We start from the raw sequence: 13,693 nt of genomic DNA, 5'->3' as shown, positions 1-13,693 counted from the left end.
ATTCCCTAGAGAGAGGTCCAACGTGGCACCCAAGAATCTGCAGGAAGTCATCGACGCGGCAGGAAGCCCCGTCGAACTCCTGCGCAACTCGCAGATCGGCTCGTACATCTACCCGGTCGTTCCGGCCGACTTCCAGAACTGGATCAAGGAGCAGAAGGCCTGGCGCGACACGGCCGTCCTGTACGACCAGTCGCACCACATGGACAACGTGTTCCTCAAGGGATCCGATGCCATCAAGCTGATCTCGGACACCGCGATCAACTCGGTCGCGAACTTCGCGGTCAACAAGGCCAAGCAGTACGTCCCGACCACGGCCTCCGGCCACGTCATCGGTGACGGCATCCTCTTCCGCGAGGCCGAGGACGAGTACGTCTACGTCGGCCGCGCTCCCGCGTCGAACTGGCTGATGTTCCACGGCGAGACCGGTGGATACCAGAACCTCGAGGTCGTCGTCGATCGCCGTTCGCCCTCGCGCCCCTACGGTGACGCCGTCTCGCGCAAGTACTACCGCTTCCAGATCCAGGGCCCGAACGCCTGGGCCGTCATCGAGAAGCTCAACGGCGGACCGCTCGAGAAGCTCGGCTTCTTCAACATGTCCGAGATGAAGATCGGCAACATGAACGTGCGCACGCTGCGCCACGGCATGGCCGGCGCACCCGGACTCGAGATCTGGGGCCCGTACGCCGAGCACCACCAGATCCGCGACCTGATCGTCGAGGCCGGCCAGGAATTCGGTCTGCTTCCCGTCGGATCGCGCGCCTACCCCTCGAACACGCTCGAGTCGGGCTGGATCCCCTCGCCCCTCCCCGCCATCTACACCGGCGCCGAGGAGCAGGCCTACCGCAACTGGCTGCCCGCCGACAGCTACGAGGCGACCGGAACACTGGCCGGTTCGTTCGTGTCGGACAACATCGAGGACTACTACCTCACGCCGTGGGAGCTCGGCTACGGCTCGTTCGTGAAGTTCGACCACGACTTCATCGGTCGCGACGCGCTCGAGAAGATGGACCCCGCCTCGCAGCGCAAGAAGGTCACGCTGGCGTGGGACGCCGAGGACCTCGGCAAGGTCTGGACGTCGCTGCTGAACGTCGACGGCCCGAACTACAAGTTCTTCGACCTGCCGCTGGCCAACTACGGTTCGGCCAACTACGACTCGGTCGTGGACGCCGATGGCACGGTCGTCGGATACTCGATGTTCACCGGCTACTCCTCGAACGAGCGTCGCGGCCTCTCGCTCGCGACGATCGACCCGTCGGTTCCCGAGGGCACCGAGCTCAAGGTCGTCTGGGGCGAGCCGAACGGTGGCACCAAGAAGGCCTCCGTCGAGCCGCACGAGCAGACCGAGGTCCGCGCGGTCGTCAGCCCGATCCCCTACTCCACCGTCGCCCGCGCGACGTACCAGGGCGGCTGGCGTACGGGCTACTCCAACTGAGTAGCTGATCGACCCGAGGGGGTCCGGGCCAGAGCTCGGGCCCCCTCGCACCATTCCCGCTCCGGGGGATTGCTAACCTCGGGTGACCGTCGAAGAGGAGGACAGATGAGCCTGCGTTACGCACTGCTCGCCCTCCTGCGCGTGGGCCCGCAATCGGGGTACGACCTGCAGAAGCAGTTCTCGCTCTCGGTGGGCCACGTCTGGCACGCCCCCGACTCCCAGATCTACCCCGAGCTGCGCAAGATGGAGGCCGAGGGACTCGTCGAGGGCGAGGATCAGCTGCGGGGCGAGCGCGGCACCCGTCGCCTCTACCACGTGACCCCCGCCGGCGACGCGGCGTTCGTCGCGTGGATGGCCGCGCCGCTCGACTACCAGCGCGTCCGGGATCCCGCTCATCTGCGCGCCGCGTATCTCGAGGTCGCGGCACCCGATGAAGCTCGCGCGTTCTTGCGTGCGCACATCGCGCAATGGGAGAGCGAGCTCGAACAGTGGGAGGGGGAGCTGCGCCGCATCGACGCGCGCGACAACCCCATGCTGATGCGCCGCCTCGCCGTCACTCCTCCCGAGCAGCAGGATCGCACGGTCGCCTACAAGCGCTTCGCGTACGAGGGACTCGTCGAGCGCGCTCGTGGCGAGATCGAATGGGCCCGCCGCGGGCTCGAGTTGGTGGACGCGCTCGAGTCCTGAGGCATCCGTTCCGCTCTCGTCCGCTCGCCCGTCCCACCGAGACACCCGCGGGCGTCAGTACACGTACTCCATGAGGTCTACCCCGAGGGTGCGGAACGCGTCGTGCGCACGCAGGCGATGCGCGATCGACAGGTCATCGAAGCAGACGATCAGCGCATAGGCGACACCCGCGCGCGGACCGGCCAGCGCACCCGCCTCGGCGCGCACCCCGGCATCCCGTCCCGTCTTGTTCACGAACAACAGCCCGTGGTCGTCCTCGTGCGCGAACGGATCGAGACCGGTGGCGGATGCGACCAGGCTGAGGTCCTCGTTCAGGCTCAGCCATTCCGAGACCTGCGCGCTCACGGCGGCGTTGACCAGGCTCGTGTTGACCATGGCGGAGAAGAGCCCGGCCAGCTCACGGGCCGAACCGAGCGCGAAATGGGGCGCGTGATCCGGACCGCGTCGATCGCGCAGACGATCGAGCAGCGCAACGCGTTCGAGCCCGAGCGCATCGATCCGCGCGTGCACGCTCTCGATGCCGACGCGATCGAGCAGCAGGTTCACCGCGAGCGAGTCGCCGGTGGCGGACGCGAGGACGGCGAGATCGCAGAGCGGCAGAGCGGGCGCCCGCAGATGCCGCCAGACGCCCGCACCCTCGACCTGTTCGATGCGCGCGCGCTCGACGATCTCGAGCGGATCGAGGGATCCGTCGTCGAATCGGGCCGCGACCTCGATCAGGAGGGGCAGGATGCCGAGGCCGCCGATCGGGCTCGTCAGGAAGTCGTCGCCCGCGAGCACGACCTTGCCGGTGTCGAGGTCGGCCACGTGCACCGAGACCCGCGCCCCCGAGGCGGCCAGCGCATCCAGGGACTTCAGGGACGACGCGAACGAGCGGCGTCCCGCAGCAGGTCGACGTTTCGTGCGGTGCCCGCCGCGGCGCGACCCAGGACGGGACGTTGCGTCCCGAAGTGGCTCAGGGGGCGTACCCACGAGCGAGCGTCCTTCCGATGCGGGATAGGGGCAGAGGGCGTAGCGGCGAACCGTACGTCAGGGGTGTCACCAGATGGTGACACGTTCCGCCGGATCGAGCCAGAGGGCGTCGTCCGCGGTCACCTCGAAGGCGTCGTAGAAAGCGTCGATGTTCCGGACGATCTGGTTGCAGCGGAACTCGTTGGGCGAGTGCGGGTCGATCGTCAGCAGACGGATGGTTTCGGCATCCCGTCCCTTCTGCTGCCAGACCTGCGCCCACGACAGCAGCAGCCGCTGGGTTCCGGTGTAGCCGTCGATGACCGGCGGCTCTTCGCCGGCGAGTGAGAGCGCGTACGCCTTCAGGGCGATCCCGAGCCCCCCGAGGTCGCCGATGTTCTCGCCGATCGTGAGTGCGCCGTTCACGTGGTGCTCGGGCAGCCCGACGGGCGAGAGCTCGTCGTACTGGGCGATCAGGCTCGAGGTGCGCTCCTCGAACGCGGCGCGGTCGGCATCCGTCCACCAGTCGTGCAGACGGCCGTCGCCGTCGAACCGGCTGCCCTGATCGTCGAATCCGTGACCGATCTCGTGCCCGATGACGGCCCCGATGCCACCGTAGTTCGCGGCGGCATCGCGCTCGGCGTCGAAGAACGGGTACTGCAGGATGGCAGCGGGGAAGACGATCTCGTTCATCAGCGGGTTGTAGTACGCGTTGACGGTTTGCGGTGTCATGTGCCACTCGTCGCGGTCGATCGGGCCGCCGACCTTGGCGAGCTGACGGTCGTGCTCGGCGACGTGAGCGCGGCGCACGTTTCCGACCAGATCGGATGCGTCGATCTCGAGCGCGTCGTAGTCGCGCCAGACGTCGGGGTAGCCGATCTTGGGCGTGAACTTGTCGAGCTTCTCGAGGGCGCGCTCGCGCGTCTCGGGGCTCATCCACGGAAGGCTCGTGATGCTCTGACGGTAGGCCTCGATGAGGTTGGCGACGAGTTCGTCCATCGCCTCCTTGGCCGCGGGCGGGAAGTGCCGCTCGACATAGACCTTGCCGATCGCCTCGCCGAGCGCGGCCTGCGTCAGGCTCACGCCGCGCTTCCAGCGCTCGCGGTTCACGGGAACACCCGTCATGTGCGTTCCGAAGAACGCGAAGTTCTCGGCGACGAACTCCTCGGAGAGGAACGCGGCGGCGGCGTGGATCACCTTGAAGGTCAGCCAGGCGCGCCAGTCCTCGATCCGCTCCTCCGTGAGCAGTGGGCCGAGCCCCTCGACGAAGCTCGGCTGCGAGACGACGACCTCGGCGAAGGCCTCTTCGCGACCCGGCGCGACGGCGGCGAGCCAGGGCGCGAGATCGACCCCGGCGAGCGCCGCGAAGTCGTCCCAGGTCATCAGGTTGTAGGTTGCGACCGCGTCGCGGCTCCTGACGTTGTCCCAGTGGTGCGTCGCGAGCTCGGTCTCGAGAGCGAAGATGCGGTCCGCCGTGGCCGAGACTTCGGCGACACCCGCGAGCTCCAGCATCCGCTCGATGTGTGCGCGGTACGCGACGCGGAGTTCGTCGAAGTTCGGAAGTCGGTAGTAGCTCTCGTCGGGCAGTGTGATGCCGCCCTGCAGCAAGAAGGGGACGTATCGGTCCGGTGAACCCGGATCGGGCTCGACATACAGGCCCAGCAGGCCGCCGACGCCCTCGCGCTCGAGGTCGCCGATGACCGTGAGCAGACCGGCCAGGTCCTCGATCGCCGCGACCCGTTCGAGCTGCGGCGCGATCGGGCTCGTGCCCAGCTCGGCGATCCGTTCCGTGTCCATGAAGCTCGTGAAGAGGTCACCGATCTTGCGGGTCTCGGTGCCCGGTTCGGCGAGCTGCGACTGCTCGATGATCTCGCGGACGTGCTCTTCGGCCTGTTCGGCCAGGGCGTGGAACGACCCCCAGCGCGCCTTGTCTTCGGGGATCTCGGTTCTCTCGAGCCACCCGCCGTTGACGTGGCGGAAAAGGTCGTCCTGGGGGCGGATCTCGGAGCTCAAATCATCGAGCGCGAGACCGGACCGGAGCGCGTCGTCCATAGCACCCAGAATAGGCCGCGACGACACCCGCGACGTCCCCCTTGACCGGGCGCGCCGTATCGGGGTAGTCCTCTTAGGCTCGGGGGGTGACCGATTCCGAGCGCGCTCCCGAACGCGCCGCCGCCGCTGGGCTGAACCGGGACATCCTGCGGCTGGCCGTTCCCGCGCTCGGCGCGCTCGTCGCCGAACCGGCTTTCCTGATCGTGGACGCGGCCCTCGTCGGCCACCTGGGTGTCGATCCCCTCGCGGGCCTCGGCATCGCTTCGGCCGTCCTGCAGACCATCGTCGGCCTGATGATCTTCCTCGCATACTCGACGACACCCGCCGTGGCCCGGCGTTTCGGCTCGGGCGACCCGTCCCGCGCGGTGTCCGTGGGAATCGACGGCATGTGGCTCGCGCTCGGCGTGGGCGCGGTGCTCGCGCTCGGTGGGTGGCTCACGACTCCGGCGCTGGTCAGCGTATTCGGACCGACACCCGAGGTTGCCGAACAGGCGCGCATCTACCTGGGCCTGTCGATGGGCGGGCTACCGGCGATGCTGATCGTGTTCGCCGCGACGGGACTGCTGCGCGGGATGCAGGACACCGTGACGCCCCTGTGGATCGCCGGGGTCGGGTTCGCCGCCAACGCCGGCCTGAACGTCCTCCTGATCTACGGGCTCGGCTGGGGAATCGCGGGATCGGCGATCGGCACCGTGATCGCTCAGTGGGCCATGGTCGGCGCCTATGTCGTCGTGATCGGGCGGCTCGCATCGCGACACTCGGCGCGCCTCCGGCCGCAGCGCGAGGGTATCGGCGGTTCGGCGCGCTCCGGTGGGTGGCTCTTCCTGCGCACCGCGAGCCTGCGGGTCGCGCTGCTGTCGACCGTGGTCGTCGCGACGGCGATGGGGCCGGAAGAACTCGCCGGATACCAGGTCGTGTTCACGATCTTCTCGGCAGCCGCCTTCGCCCTCGATGCACTCGCGATCGCCGCACAGGCGCTGGTCGGCAAAGGCCTGGGCGCGGGCGATGCGGCCGGGGTGCGGCGGGTCCTCGGCCGGACGGTGGCGTGGGGCGTGTGGTTCGGCGTGATCGTCGGCGCGGTGATCGCGGTGTTCTCGGGTGCCATCGGACTGGTGTTCACGGGATCGCCCGCTCTCGCCGCGCTCATCCTCCCGGCGTTGCTCGTGCTCGCGGCCGCGCAACCCGTCGCCGGTGTCGTGTTCGTGCTCGACGGCGTGCTCATCGGCGCGGGCGACGCCGCGTATCTCGCCCTCGCGGGCGTTGTGAACCTCGTCGTCTTCTTGCCCGCGCTGGTCATCGTCTCGGTGACCGGGGTCTCGGGCGCGGGCGGGCTCGCGTGGCTCGCCGCATCCTTCTTCGGCGTGTACCTGTGCGCGCGCCTGCTCACTCTCGGCTGGCGCGTGCGCGGCACAGCCTGGCAGCGCATCGGAGCCCACTAGCCTGCACACCCCCGCGCGAGACTTCACCTCTGTCACCTTTTGGGCTCAGAAACGTGACACAGGTGAAGTCTCGCGCCCGGGGCGGGGGTCAGGAGGGGGAGGGGGCGTAGCGACGGGCCCAGTCGTACATCACGACGGCGGCCGCGGCACTCGCGTTGAGTGAACGGGTGGAGCCGTACTGGGTGATCTCGACGACGGAGGATGCCGCGGCGAGCGCCTCGGGCGAGAGCCCCGGGCCCTCCTGCCCGAAGATCAGGACGCACCGCTCGGGCAGGTCCGAACGATCGAGCGGCACCGATCCCTCGACGTTGTCGATCGCGACGATCGGCAACTCGCGCTCGGCCGCCCAGGCGGCGAAGGCCGCGACGTCCTCGTGATGGATGACGTGCTGGTAGCGATCGGTCACCATCGCGCCGCGCCGGTTCCAGCGCCGGCGGCCGATGATGTGCACGGCCTCCGCGAGGAACGCATTGGCGGTGCGGACGATCGATCCGATGTTCATGTCGTGCTGCCAGTTCTCGATCGCGACATGGAACGGATGCCTCCGCTCGTCCAGGTCCGCGATGATCGCGTCCATCGACCAGTACCGGTACGAATCGACGACGTTTCGCCGGTCGCCCTCGGCGAGCAAGACGGGATCGAAGTGCGGATCGTCCGGCCAGGCATCCGGTCCGCCCGGCCAGGGCCCGACCCCGACCGCGCCCTCGGGCTCGGCGCCGGGTCCGGGCTGCGTCTCGGGCGCGCGTTCGTCGGTCACGGGGCCAGCGTATCCGGGGCGACTGTCGCGTCCGCCGCCACAGTCGCCGCGGGCGATGGAGCGCCGAGTCAGCCCTTTCACGTCGAGAACGCCGGTTGCTCACCGCAAACAGGGGGCGGACTCGACGCGAAGCGGCAGACTCGAGGCAACTCGCTCTTTTCGGGTGCCCGAAATATGGCTAGTGTTTCGGTATGCCGAAAGATTCGACGATGACGCATGAGGTTGACCGCCCCCTCAGCACGCCCAAGGTCGCGTGGCTGATCGGCCCCGCGCTGGTCGCGGGGGTCGCCTACCTCGATCCCGGCAACGTCGCGAGCAACATGACCGCGGGCGCCCAGTACGGCTACCTCCTCGTGTGGGTCGTCGTGATCGGCAATGTCATGGCGTGGCTGATCCAGTACCTCTCCGCCAAGCTCGGCATCGTGACGGGCGAGAGCCTGCCCGAAGTGCTCGGTCGGCGCCTGCGCAACCGATGGGCACGTCGCGCGTACTGGCTGCAAGCCGAGCTCGTGGCGATGGCCACCGATGTCGCCGAGGTGATCGGCGGCGCGGTCGCGCTCAATCTGCTCTTCGGCATCCCCCTGATCTGGGGCGGTGTCATCACGGGAGTCGTCTCGATCGGCCTCCTGCTCGTGCAGTCCAAGCGCGGCGCGCGCCCGTTCGAGAACGCCGTCATCGCGCTCATGGTCATCATCGCGGTCGGCTTCACCGCGGGCGTGTTCGTCGGGCCTCCGGACCCCGCCGGGATCGTCGGCGGCCTGGTGCCCCGATTCGAGGATGCGGGTTCGGTGCTGCTGGCGGCATCCATCCTCGGCGCCACGATCATGCCCCACGCGATCTACGCCCACTCCGCGCTCTCGCGCGACCGCTTCGCCCCGCCGCGCGCGACCGGCGAGGGCGGCCCCGTCCCCGCCCTGACCCGCCACGCGGGCGACGAACTCGCGACCCTGCGCGGAGTCGGCACGGCGCGTCTGCTGCGGGCGACGCGGTGGGATGTCTCGATCGCCATGATCATCGCGGGCACGGTCAATCTCTGCATCCTCCTGCTCGCCGCGGCGAACCTCGCCGGAGTGCCGGGCACCGACAGCCTGGAAGGCGCCTACGCGGCGCTTCGGGACGGGCTCGGCCCCCTCGTCGCAACCCTGTTCGCGGTCGGCCTGCTCGCCTCGGGCCTCGCGTCGACGTCGGTCGGCGCCTATGCGGGCGCCGAGATCATGAGCGGGCTGCTGCGTGTGCGCGTTCCGCTCCTCGTTCGCCGATTGGTGACACTCATCCCGGCCCTGCTGATCCTCGGCGCAGGGTTCGATCCGACGTTCGCGCTGGTCCTCAGCCAGGTCGTGCTGTCGTTCGGCATCCCGTTCGCCCTCATCCCCCTCGTGGTGCTGACCGCCCAGCAGCGCACCCTCGGCGAGTTCCGCAACCGGCCGATCACGACGATCGGCGGTGTCATCGCAAGCGTGTTCCTGGTGACGCTCAACGCGGTGCTGCTGTTCCTCGTCTTCACCGGCGCCTGACGTCGTCGTGATCGCCGGACGATAGCCTGAGGCAATGGCACCCCCGAGCGCCGTGGTCGACGACTACCTCAAGGCGATCTACCACCACACCGAGTGGCAGGATCGCCAGATCACCCCGTCGCAGCTCGCGGGCGAACTCGGCCTCGCCCCCTCGAGCGTCACCGAGATGGTCCAGAAACTCGCGGCTCAGGGTCTCGTCACCCACCGACCCTACGGTCCGGTGACGCTGACGGATGCGGGCCGCGCGCGCGCAAGCGGGATCATCCGTCGCCATCGTCTGATCGAGACCTGGCTCGTGCGCGAGTTCGGGTACGGCTGGGACGAGGTCCACGACGAGGCGGAGGTGCTCGAGCACACGATCAGCGACCGCCTGCTCGACAAGATCGACGAGCGACTGGGACGCCCGCGATTCGATCCGCACGGCGATGCGATCCCCGACGCCGAGGGCCGCGTCGAGCGCGTCGACTTCGTGCTGCTCGCCCACGCGGCGCCGGGCCACGAGGGCCGCGTCTTGCGGGTCAGCGATCGGGATGCTCCCCTGCTGCGCCGTCTCGAGCAACAGGGCATCGAGGTCGGGGCGACCGTCCGGGTCGTGTCGCGCGCGGTCCTCGACGGTCGCGACGGCCCGATCCCTCTTCCCGAGGGTGCCGCTCTGGCCGTGTGGCTATCGGCCTGACCGCCTGCGCGGCGCCTTGCGATACGAGGGCCACTGCACCGCGGTGACCTCTTCGCAGAAGGCCCACAACCGCGCCCCCCGCTCGGGGTCGGATGTGAGAGCGGCCGGTCGCGCGACGCGGGGAATGCCCTTCAGCCCGCCCTTCGGCCCCCAGAACGTCCCGCCCTCGGCATCCGGATCGAGGAGCGCACGCAGCGGCGCCCAAGCCCCGCGCTCCTTCGACTGCGTCACCGCGGCCTGCAGGTTGTCGACGAAGCGCGACCCGCGGGTCGGTTCGTTGACGCCTCGGATGCCGGGGGTCCGGCCGCTGACCGAATAGCCCGGGTGCGCGACCAGGCTGCGCACGGCGAAGCCCCGGGAGCGCAGCCGTCGGTCGGCCTCGAAGCCGAGCGCCTGCACGATGACCTTCGACTGCACATAGGCACGCCACGGCGAGTAGTTCTCTTCGAGTTGCGGATCGACGGGGTCGTAGGAGCCCATCGCCGTCGACAGGCTGCCGAGCCACACCATCCGGGCGGGGGTGTCGGCGCGCTCGAGCACGGGCAGCAATGCCCCGGCGAGCGCGAAGTGGCCGAGCACGTTCGTCGCGAGCACGAGCTCGTTGCCGTCCCCCGTCACCTCGCGCGTGCGGGGCGGGTGCACGATTCCGGCGTTCAGCAAGACGCCGTCGAGGCGATCACGACCGCCGACGGACGCCGCGGCAGCACGCACCGAACCCAGATTGCTGGTGTCGAGCAACAACGTCTCGACCGAGGCATCCGGTACCCGTCTGCCGATCGCCGCGCGAGCCGCGGCGAGGCGATTCGGGTTTCGTCCGGACATGACGACGTGCGCCCCGGCGCGGGCGAGTTGTTCGCTCGCGAAGTACCCGAGCCCCGCGTTCGATCCGGTCACGAGAAACACGCGCCCCGCCTGCGAGGGGAGGGATGTCGGGTTCCACTGGTCGCGTGGGGCGCTCATGTTTCGACAGTACGACGCGCGCCGCCGCGCACCCAGCGCCGGGGTGACGACGCGCCGCGCGCGATGCGCATTCGCCGAGCATCCGTCCGGTCTCACGGCCTAGGCTGGCGGCATGGCCGCAGACCGCATCCTCACTCGCACGAGGTCCGATATCGAGTGCTGGCTGACCGACATGGACGGCGTGCTCGTGCACGAGAACCGTCCCGTCCCGGGCGCGGCCGAGCTGCTCGAGCAGTGGCGCAACCAGGGCACGCCGTTTCTCGTGCTGACCAACAACCCGATCTTCACGCCGCGCGATCTCAGCGCCCGTCTGCGCGCCTCGGGGTTGGACGTGCCCGAGGACCGCATCTGGACCTCGGCCCTCGCCACCGCAGACTTTCTCGCGTCCCAGCTGCCCGACGGCACCGCGTTCGTGATCGGAGAGGCGGGACTGACGACCGCTCTGCACGAGGCCGGCTACATCATCACCGAGTCGCAGCCCGACTACGTCGTCGTCGGCGAGACGCGGCAGTACTCGTTCGAAGCCATCACCAAGGCCATCCGCTTCATCAACGCGGGCGCGCGGTTCATCGTGACGAACCCGGATGCCACCGGCCCGACGCCCTCGGGAGTCGTCCCCGCGACGGGCGCGTTCGCCGCCCTCATCACCAAGGCGACGGGCAAGGAACCGTACGTCGTCGGCAAGCCGAACCCGATGATGTTCCGCTCCGCCCTCAACCGCATCGGGGCGCACTCCGAGACGACGGGCATGATCGGCGACCGCATGGACACCGACATCGTGGCCGGCATCGAGGCGGGCCTGCACACGGTGCTCGTCCTCACGGGTATCAGTGACGCCGCCGAGATCGAGCGGTACCCCTTCCGGCCCGACGAGGTGCTCGACTCGGTCGCCGATCTCGTCGCGGCGGAGCCCGCCGAGACCGAGCTCCCCGAGGTCATCTGAGTCCTACCCGGCGCGGGCGGCCCCCGTTCCGGATGTCTGAGCGCGGAGGTATCGTCGCGGCATGGGTGTGCTGGATGAGGGCGAGCGGGTGCGGGCAGCGGACTCCGCCATCTGGCGCGCCTGGCTGGCTGCGAACCACGCTGATTCGACGGGTGCGTGGCTCGTCCGGGGCCGCAAGGGCTTCGCCCACCTGCACATCCCGTACGAAGACGCCATCCGGCAGGCTCTCTGCTTCGGCTGGATCGACGGGCCGGTCCGCGTATTCGATGCCGAGACATCCGGACTGTGGTTCGCCCCGCGCCGCGCAAGCAGCGGGTGGGCGGGCACCAACAAGGCCCGGATCGAGATCCTGAAGGCGTCCGGACTCCTCGAGGCCGCCGGCATCCGTGCGATCGAGGTCGCCAAGGCGAACGGGACGTGGACGATGCTCGATGGACCCGAAGCGCTGATCGAGCCACCCGAGTTCGCCGCGGCGCTCGACGCCGTGCCCGAGGCACGCGCTGCGTGGGATTCGTTCCCGCCGTCCGTGCGGACGTTCGGGCTGACCCAGATCGCCAGCGCCAAGCGCCCCGAGACCCGGGCCACCCGCATCGCCCGGATCGTCGCCGAGGCCGCCGCGGGGCGACGACCCTAGGAGCACCCCATGTCGCAGAGGGACCTGATTTTCGCCGTGTCGATACTGATCGTCGGCGGCAGCCTGGTGACGTTCCTCGTCGCTCTGTGGCGGCGTCGAGGCGACCGCGAAGACCGCGACTGAGGCGCGGCGCAGCGCAGCGCTACTGCGGGTCGAGACCCAGATCGGCCAGCCCGATCGCGGCGCGCCACTCGAGGCCCGCGGCCTCGACGGCGGCCTGCGCCCCCGTGGCACGGTCGACGATCACGGCGACCGCGACGACCTCGGCGCCCTCGCGGCGCAGCGCCTCGACGGCTTTGAGTGCCGACTGCCCCGTGGTCGAGGTGTCTTCGACGACGACCACGCGCTTGCCCGAGACATCCGCGCCCTCGATCTGGCGACCGCGGCCGTGGTCCTTCGGCTCCTTGCGCACCACGAACGCGTCGAGCGGCCGCCCCGCGTGCACCGACTCGTGCAGGATCGCGTTGGCGATCGGATCGGCGCCGAGGGTCAGTCCGCCGACCGATGCCACGTCCGGGATGTCGGCGATCAGGTCGAGCATGATGCGACCGATGGCCGGGGCTGCGCGGTGGTCGAGCGTCAGCTTGCGCATGTCGACGTAGTAGTTGGCCTGCTTGCCGCTCGAGAGGATGAAGTCCCCGCGGAACACCGCCTCGTCGGAGATGAGGGCGATGAGCCTCTGGCGGTCGGCTTCGATTTCGGGTGTCGACGCGGTCATGCGGTCGAGTCTAGGGCGCCGGGGCAGGCCATTCGGATGTCCCCGACACCTCCTAGGCTGGAGGGATGCGGCTCGCCACCTGGAACGTCAACTCCATCCGCGCGCGCGTCGAGCGCACCGTCGACTTCGCCGTGCGCGAAGACATCGACGTGCTCGCGATGCAAGAGATCAAGTGCCGACCGGATCAGTTCCCCTACGCACAGTTCGAGGACGCCGGGTACTCGGTCGAGGCGCACGGGCTGAACCAGTGGAATGGCGTCGCGATCGCGAGCCGCCTGCCGATGACCGACATCGAACATTCCTTTCCCGGCATGCCCGGCTTCGCGAAGGGACACGAGGGTCCGGATGCTCCGCTCGAGGCGCGCGCCCTCGCCGCCACGGTCGACGGGGTGAAGGTGTGGAGCCTCTACGTTCCCAACGGTCGCTCGCTCGACGACCCGCACTTCGTCTACAAGCTCGACTGGCTCGATGCGCTCGCGCAGTACACACGCGAGACCCTGCAGGGCGACCCCGACGCGGCCCTCGCGCTGGTCGGTGATTTCAACATCGCCCCGACCGACGCCGACAACGGCGACCCGACGGTCATCCCGGGCGTCACGACGCACGTGTCCGAGCCCGAGCGTGCGGCCTTCCGCGAGCTCGAGACCGCGGGGCTGAGCGATGTCGTGCGGCCCCTCGTGCCGACCGGGTTCACCTACTGGGACTACAAGCAGCTGCGCTTCCCCCGCAACGAGGGCCTGCGCATCGACTTCATCCTCGGTTCCCACGCCCTTGCCGAGGCCGTGCGGGGCGCGGCGATCCACCGCAACGAGCGCAAGGGTGAGATCCCGAGCGACCACGTCCCCGTCGTCGTCGACCTCGAGCTCGAAAGCGCCTCGGATTCCGACGATGTCCCGATGATCTTCGGCTGAGGCCTCTCCTCCGTCCGGCGGA

The 13,693-nt window shown here is 69.4% G+C and carries 13 protein-coding genes; 8 read left to right on the top strand and 5 right to left on the bottom strand.

Going from position 1 to position 13,693, the window contains the following annotated elements:
* Positions 1-22 precede the first annotated feature (22 nt).
* Complete coding sequence (gene ligM / locus CGU35_RS17235; protein WP_100812677.1) at positions 23-1,432, top strand: vanillate/3-O-methylgallate O-demethylase; 1,410 nt, start codon at positions 23-25, stop codon at positions 1,430-1,432.
* Positions 1,433-1,537: 105 nt separating this feature from the next.
* Complete coding sequence (locus CGU35_RS17230; RefSeq protein ID WP_100812676.1) at positions 1,538-2,119, top strand: PadR family transcriptional regulator; 582 nt, start codon at positions 1,538-1,540, stop codon at positions 2,117-2,119.
* Between the two features lie 54 nt (positions 2,120-2,173).
* Here the strand turns inward: CGU35_RS17230 and CGU35_RS17225 are convergent, their stop codons facing one another.
* Positions 2,174-3,091 carry a serine hydrolase gene (locus CGU35_RS17225; protein WP_100812675.1) on the bottom strand — a complete coding sequence of 306 codons (918 nt, stop codon included), beginning with the start codon at positions 3,089-3,091 and terminating at the stop codon, positions 2,174-2,176.
* 66 nt (positions 3,092-3,157) lie between these two features.
* Positions 3,158-5,119, bottom strand: a complete 1,962-nt coding sequence (locus CGU35_RS17220; RefSeq protein ID WP_100812674.1) for a M13 family metallopeptidase — start codon at positions 5,117-5,119, stop codon at positions 3,158-3,160.
* Between the two features lie 86 nt (positions 5,120-5,205).
* On the opposite strand from CGU35_RS17220, the gene CGU35_RS17215 reads away from it, so the two are divergent.
* The gene (locus CGU35_RS17215) at positions 5,206-6,558 is read left to right on the top strand and encodes an MATE family efflux transporter (RefSeq protein WP_232711378.1); all 1,353 of its coding nucleotides are present in this window, start codon (positions 5,206-5,208) and stop codon (positions 6,556-6,558) included.
* 88 nt (positions 6,559-6,646) lie between these two features.
* Here CGU35_RS17215 and CGU35_RS17210 read toward each other — a convergent pair whose 3' ends face one another.
* Positions 6,647-7,315 (bottom strand): TrmH family RNA methyltransferase, encoded by a 669-nt coding sequence (locus tag CGU35_RS17210; protein ID WP_100812673.1) that lies wholly within the window; start codon positions 7,313-7,315, stop codon positions 6,647-6,649.
* 209 nt (positions 7,316-7,524) lie between these two features.
* Here CGU35_RS17210 and CGU35_RS17205 point away from each other — a divergent pair, with 209 nt between their 5' ends.
* On the top strand, positions 7,525-8,829 hold the full coding sequence (locus CGU35_RS17205) for an Nramp family divalent metal transporter (protein WP_100812853.1): 1,305 nt from the start codon (positions 7,525-7,527) through the stop codon (positions 8,827-8,829).
* 34 nt (positions 8,830-8,863) lie between these two features.
* Positions 8,864-9,505, top strand: a complete 642-nt coding sequence (locus CGU35_RS17200) for a metal-dependent transcriptional regulator (RefSeq protein ID WP_100812672.1) — start codon at positions 8,864-8,866, stop codon at positions 9,503-9,505.
* On the opposite strand, the gene CGU35_RS17195 is transcribed toward CGU35_RS17200, so the two are convergent.
* Positions 9,494-10,465, bottom strand: coding sequence for an SDR family NAD(P)-dependent oxidoreductase (locus tag CGU35_RS17195; RefSeq protein WP_100812671.1), 972 nt, complete (start codon positions 10,463-10,465; stop codon positions 9,494-9,496). The genes CGU35_RS17200 and CGU35_RS17195 overlap by 12 nt on opposite strands.
* A gap of 112 nt (positions 10,466-10,577) precedes the next feature.
* Between CGU35_RS17195 and CGU35_RS17190 the strand changes: the two genes are divergently transcribed.
* Together CGU35_RS17190 and CGU35_RS17185 are read left to right on the top strand one after the other, a co-directional pair.
* A complete protein-coding gene (locus tag CGU35_RS17190) occupies positions 10,578-11,408 on the top strand; it encodes an HAD-IIA family hydrolase (RefSeq protein ID WP_100812670.1) in 831 nt (276 codons plus the stop codon).
* 61 nt (positions 11,409-11,469) lie between these two features.
* A complete protein-coding gene (locus CGU35_RS17185; protein WP_100812669.1) occupies positions 11,470-12,042 on the top strand; it encodes a YdeI/OmpD-associated family protein in 573 nt (190 codons plus the stop codon).
* A 142-nt stretch (positions 12,043-12,184) separates the two neighbouring features.
* Here the strand turns inward: CGU35_RS17185 and pyrE are convergent, their stop codons facing one another.
* Positions 12,185-12,760, bottom strand: coding sequence for an orotate phosphoribosyltransferase (gene pyrE, locus CGU35_RS17180; RefSeq protein ID WP_100812668.1), 576 nt, complete (start codon positions 12,758-12,760; stop codon positions 12,185-12,187).
* Positions 12,761-12,825: 65 nt separating this feature from the next.
* On the opposite strand from pyrE, the gene CGU35_RS17175 reads away from it, so the two are divergent.
* Positions 12,826-13,671, top strand: a complete 846-nt coding sequence (locus CGU35_RS17175; RefSeq protein ID WP_100812667.1) for an exodeoxyribonuclease III — start codon at positions 12,826-12,828, stop codon at positions 13,669-13,671.
* The last annotated feature ends 22 nt before the right edge of the window (positions 13,672-13,693 follow it).

This window comes from Microbacterium sp. BR1, assembly GCF_002812725.1.
GTDB lineage: Bacteria > Actinomycetota > Actinomycetes > Actinomycetales > Microbacteriaceae > Microbacterium.
This window is presented reverse-complemented; position numbering and strand designations above follow the sequence as displayed.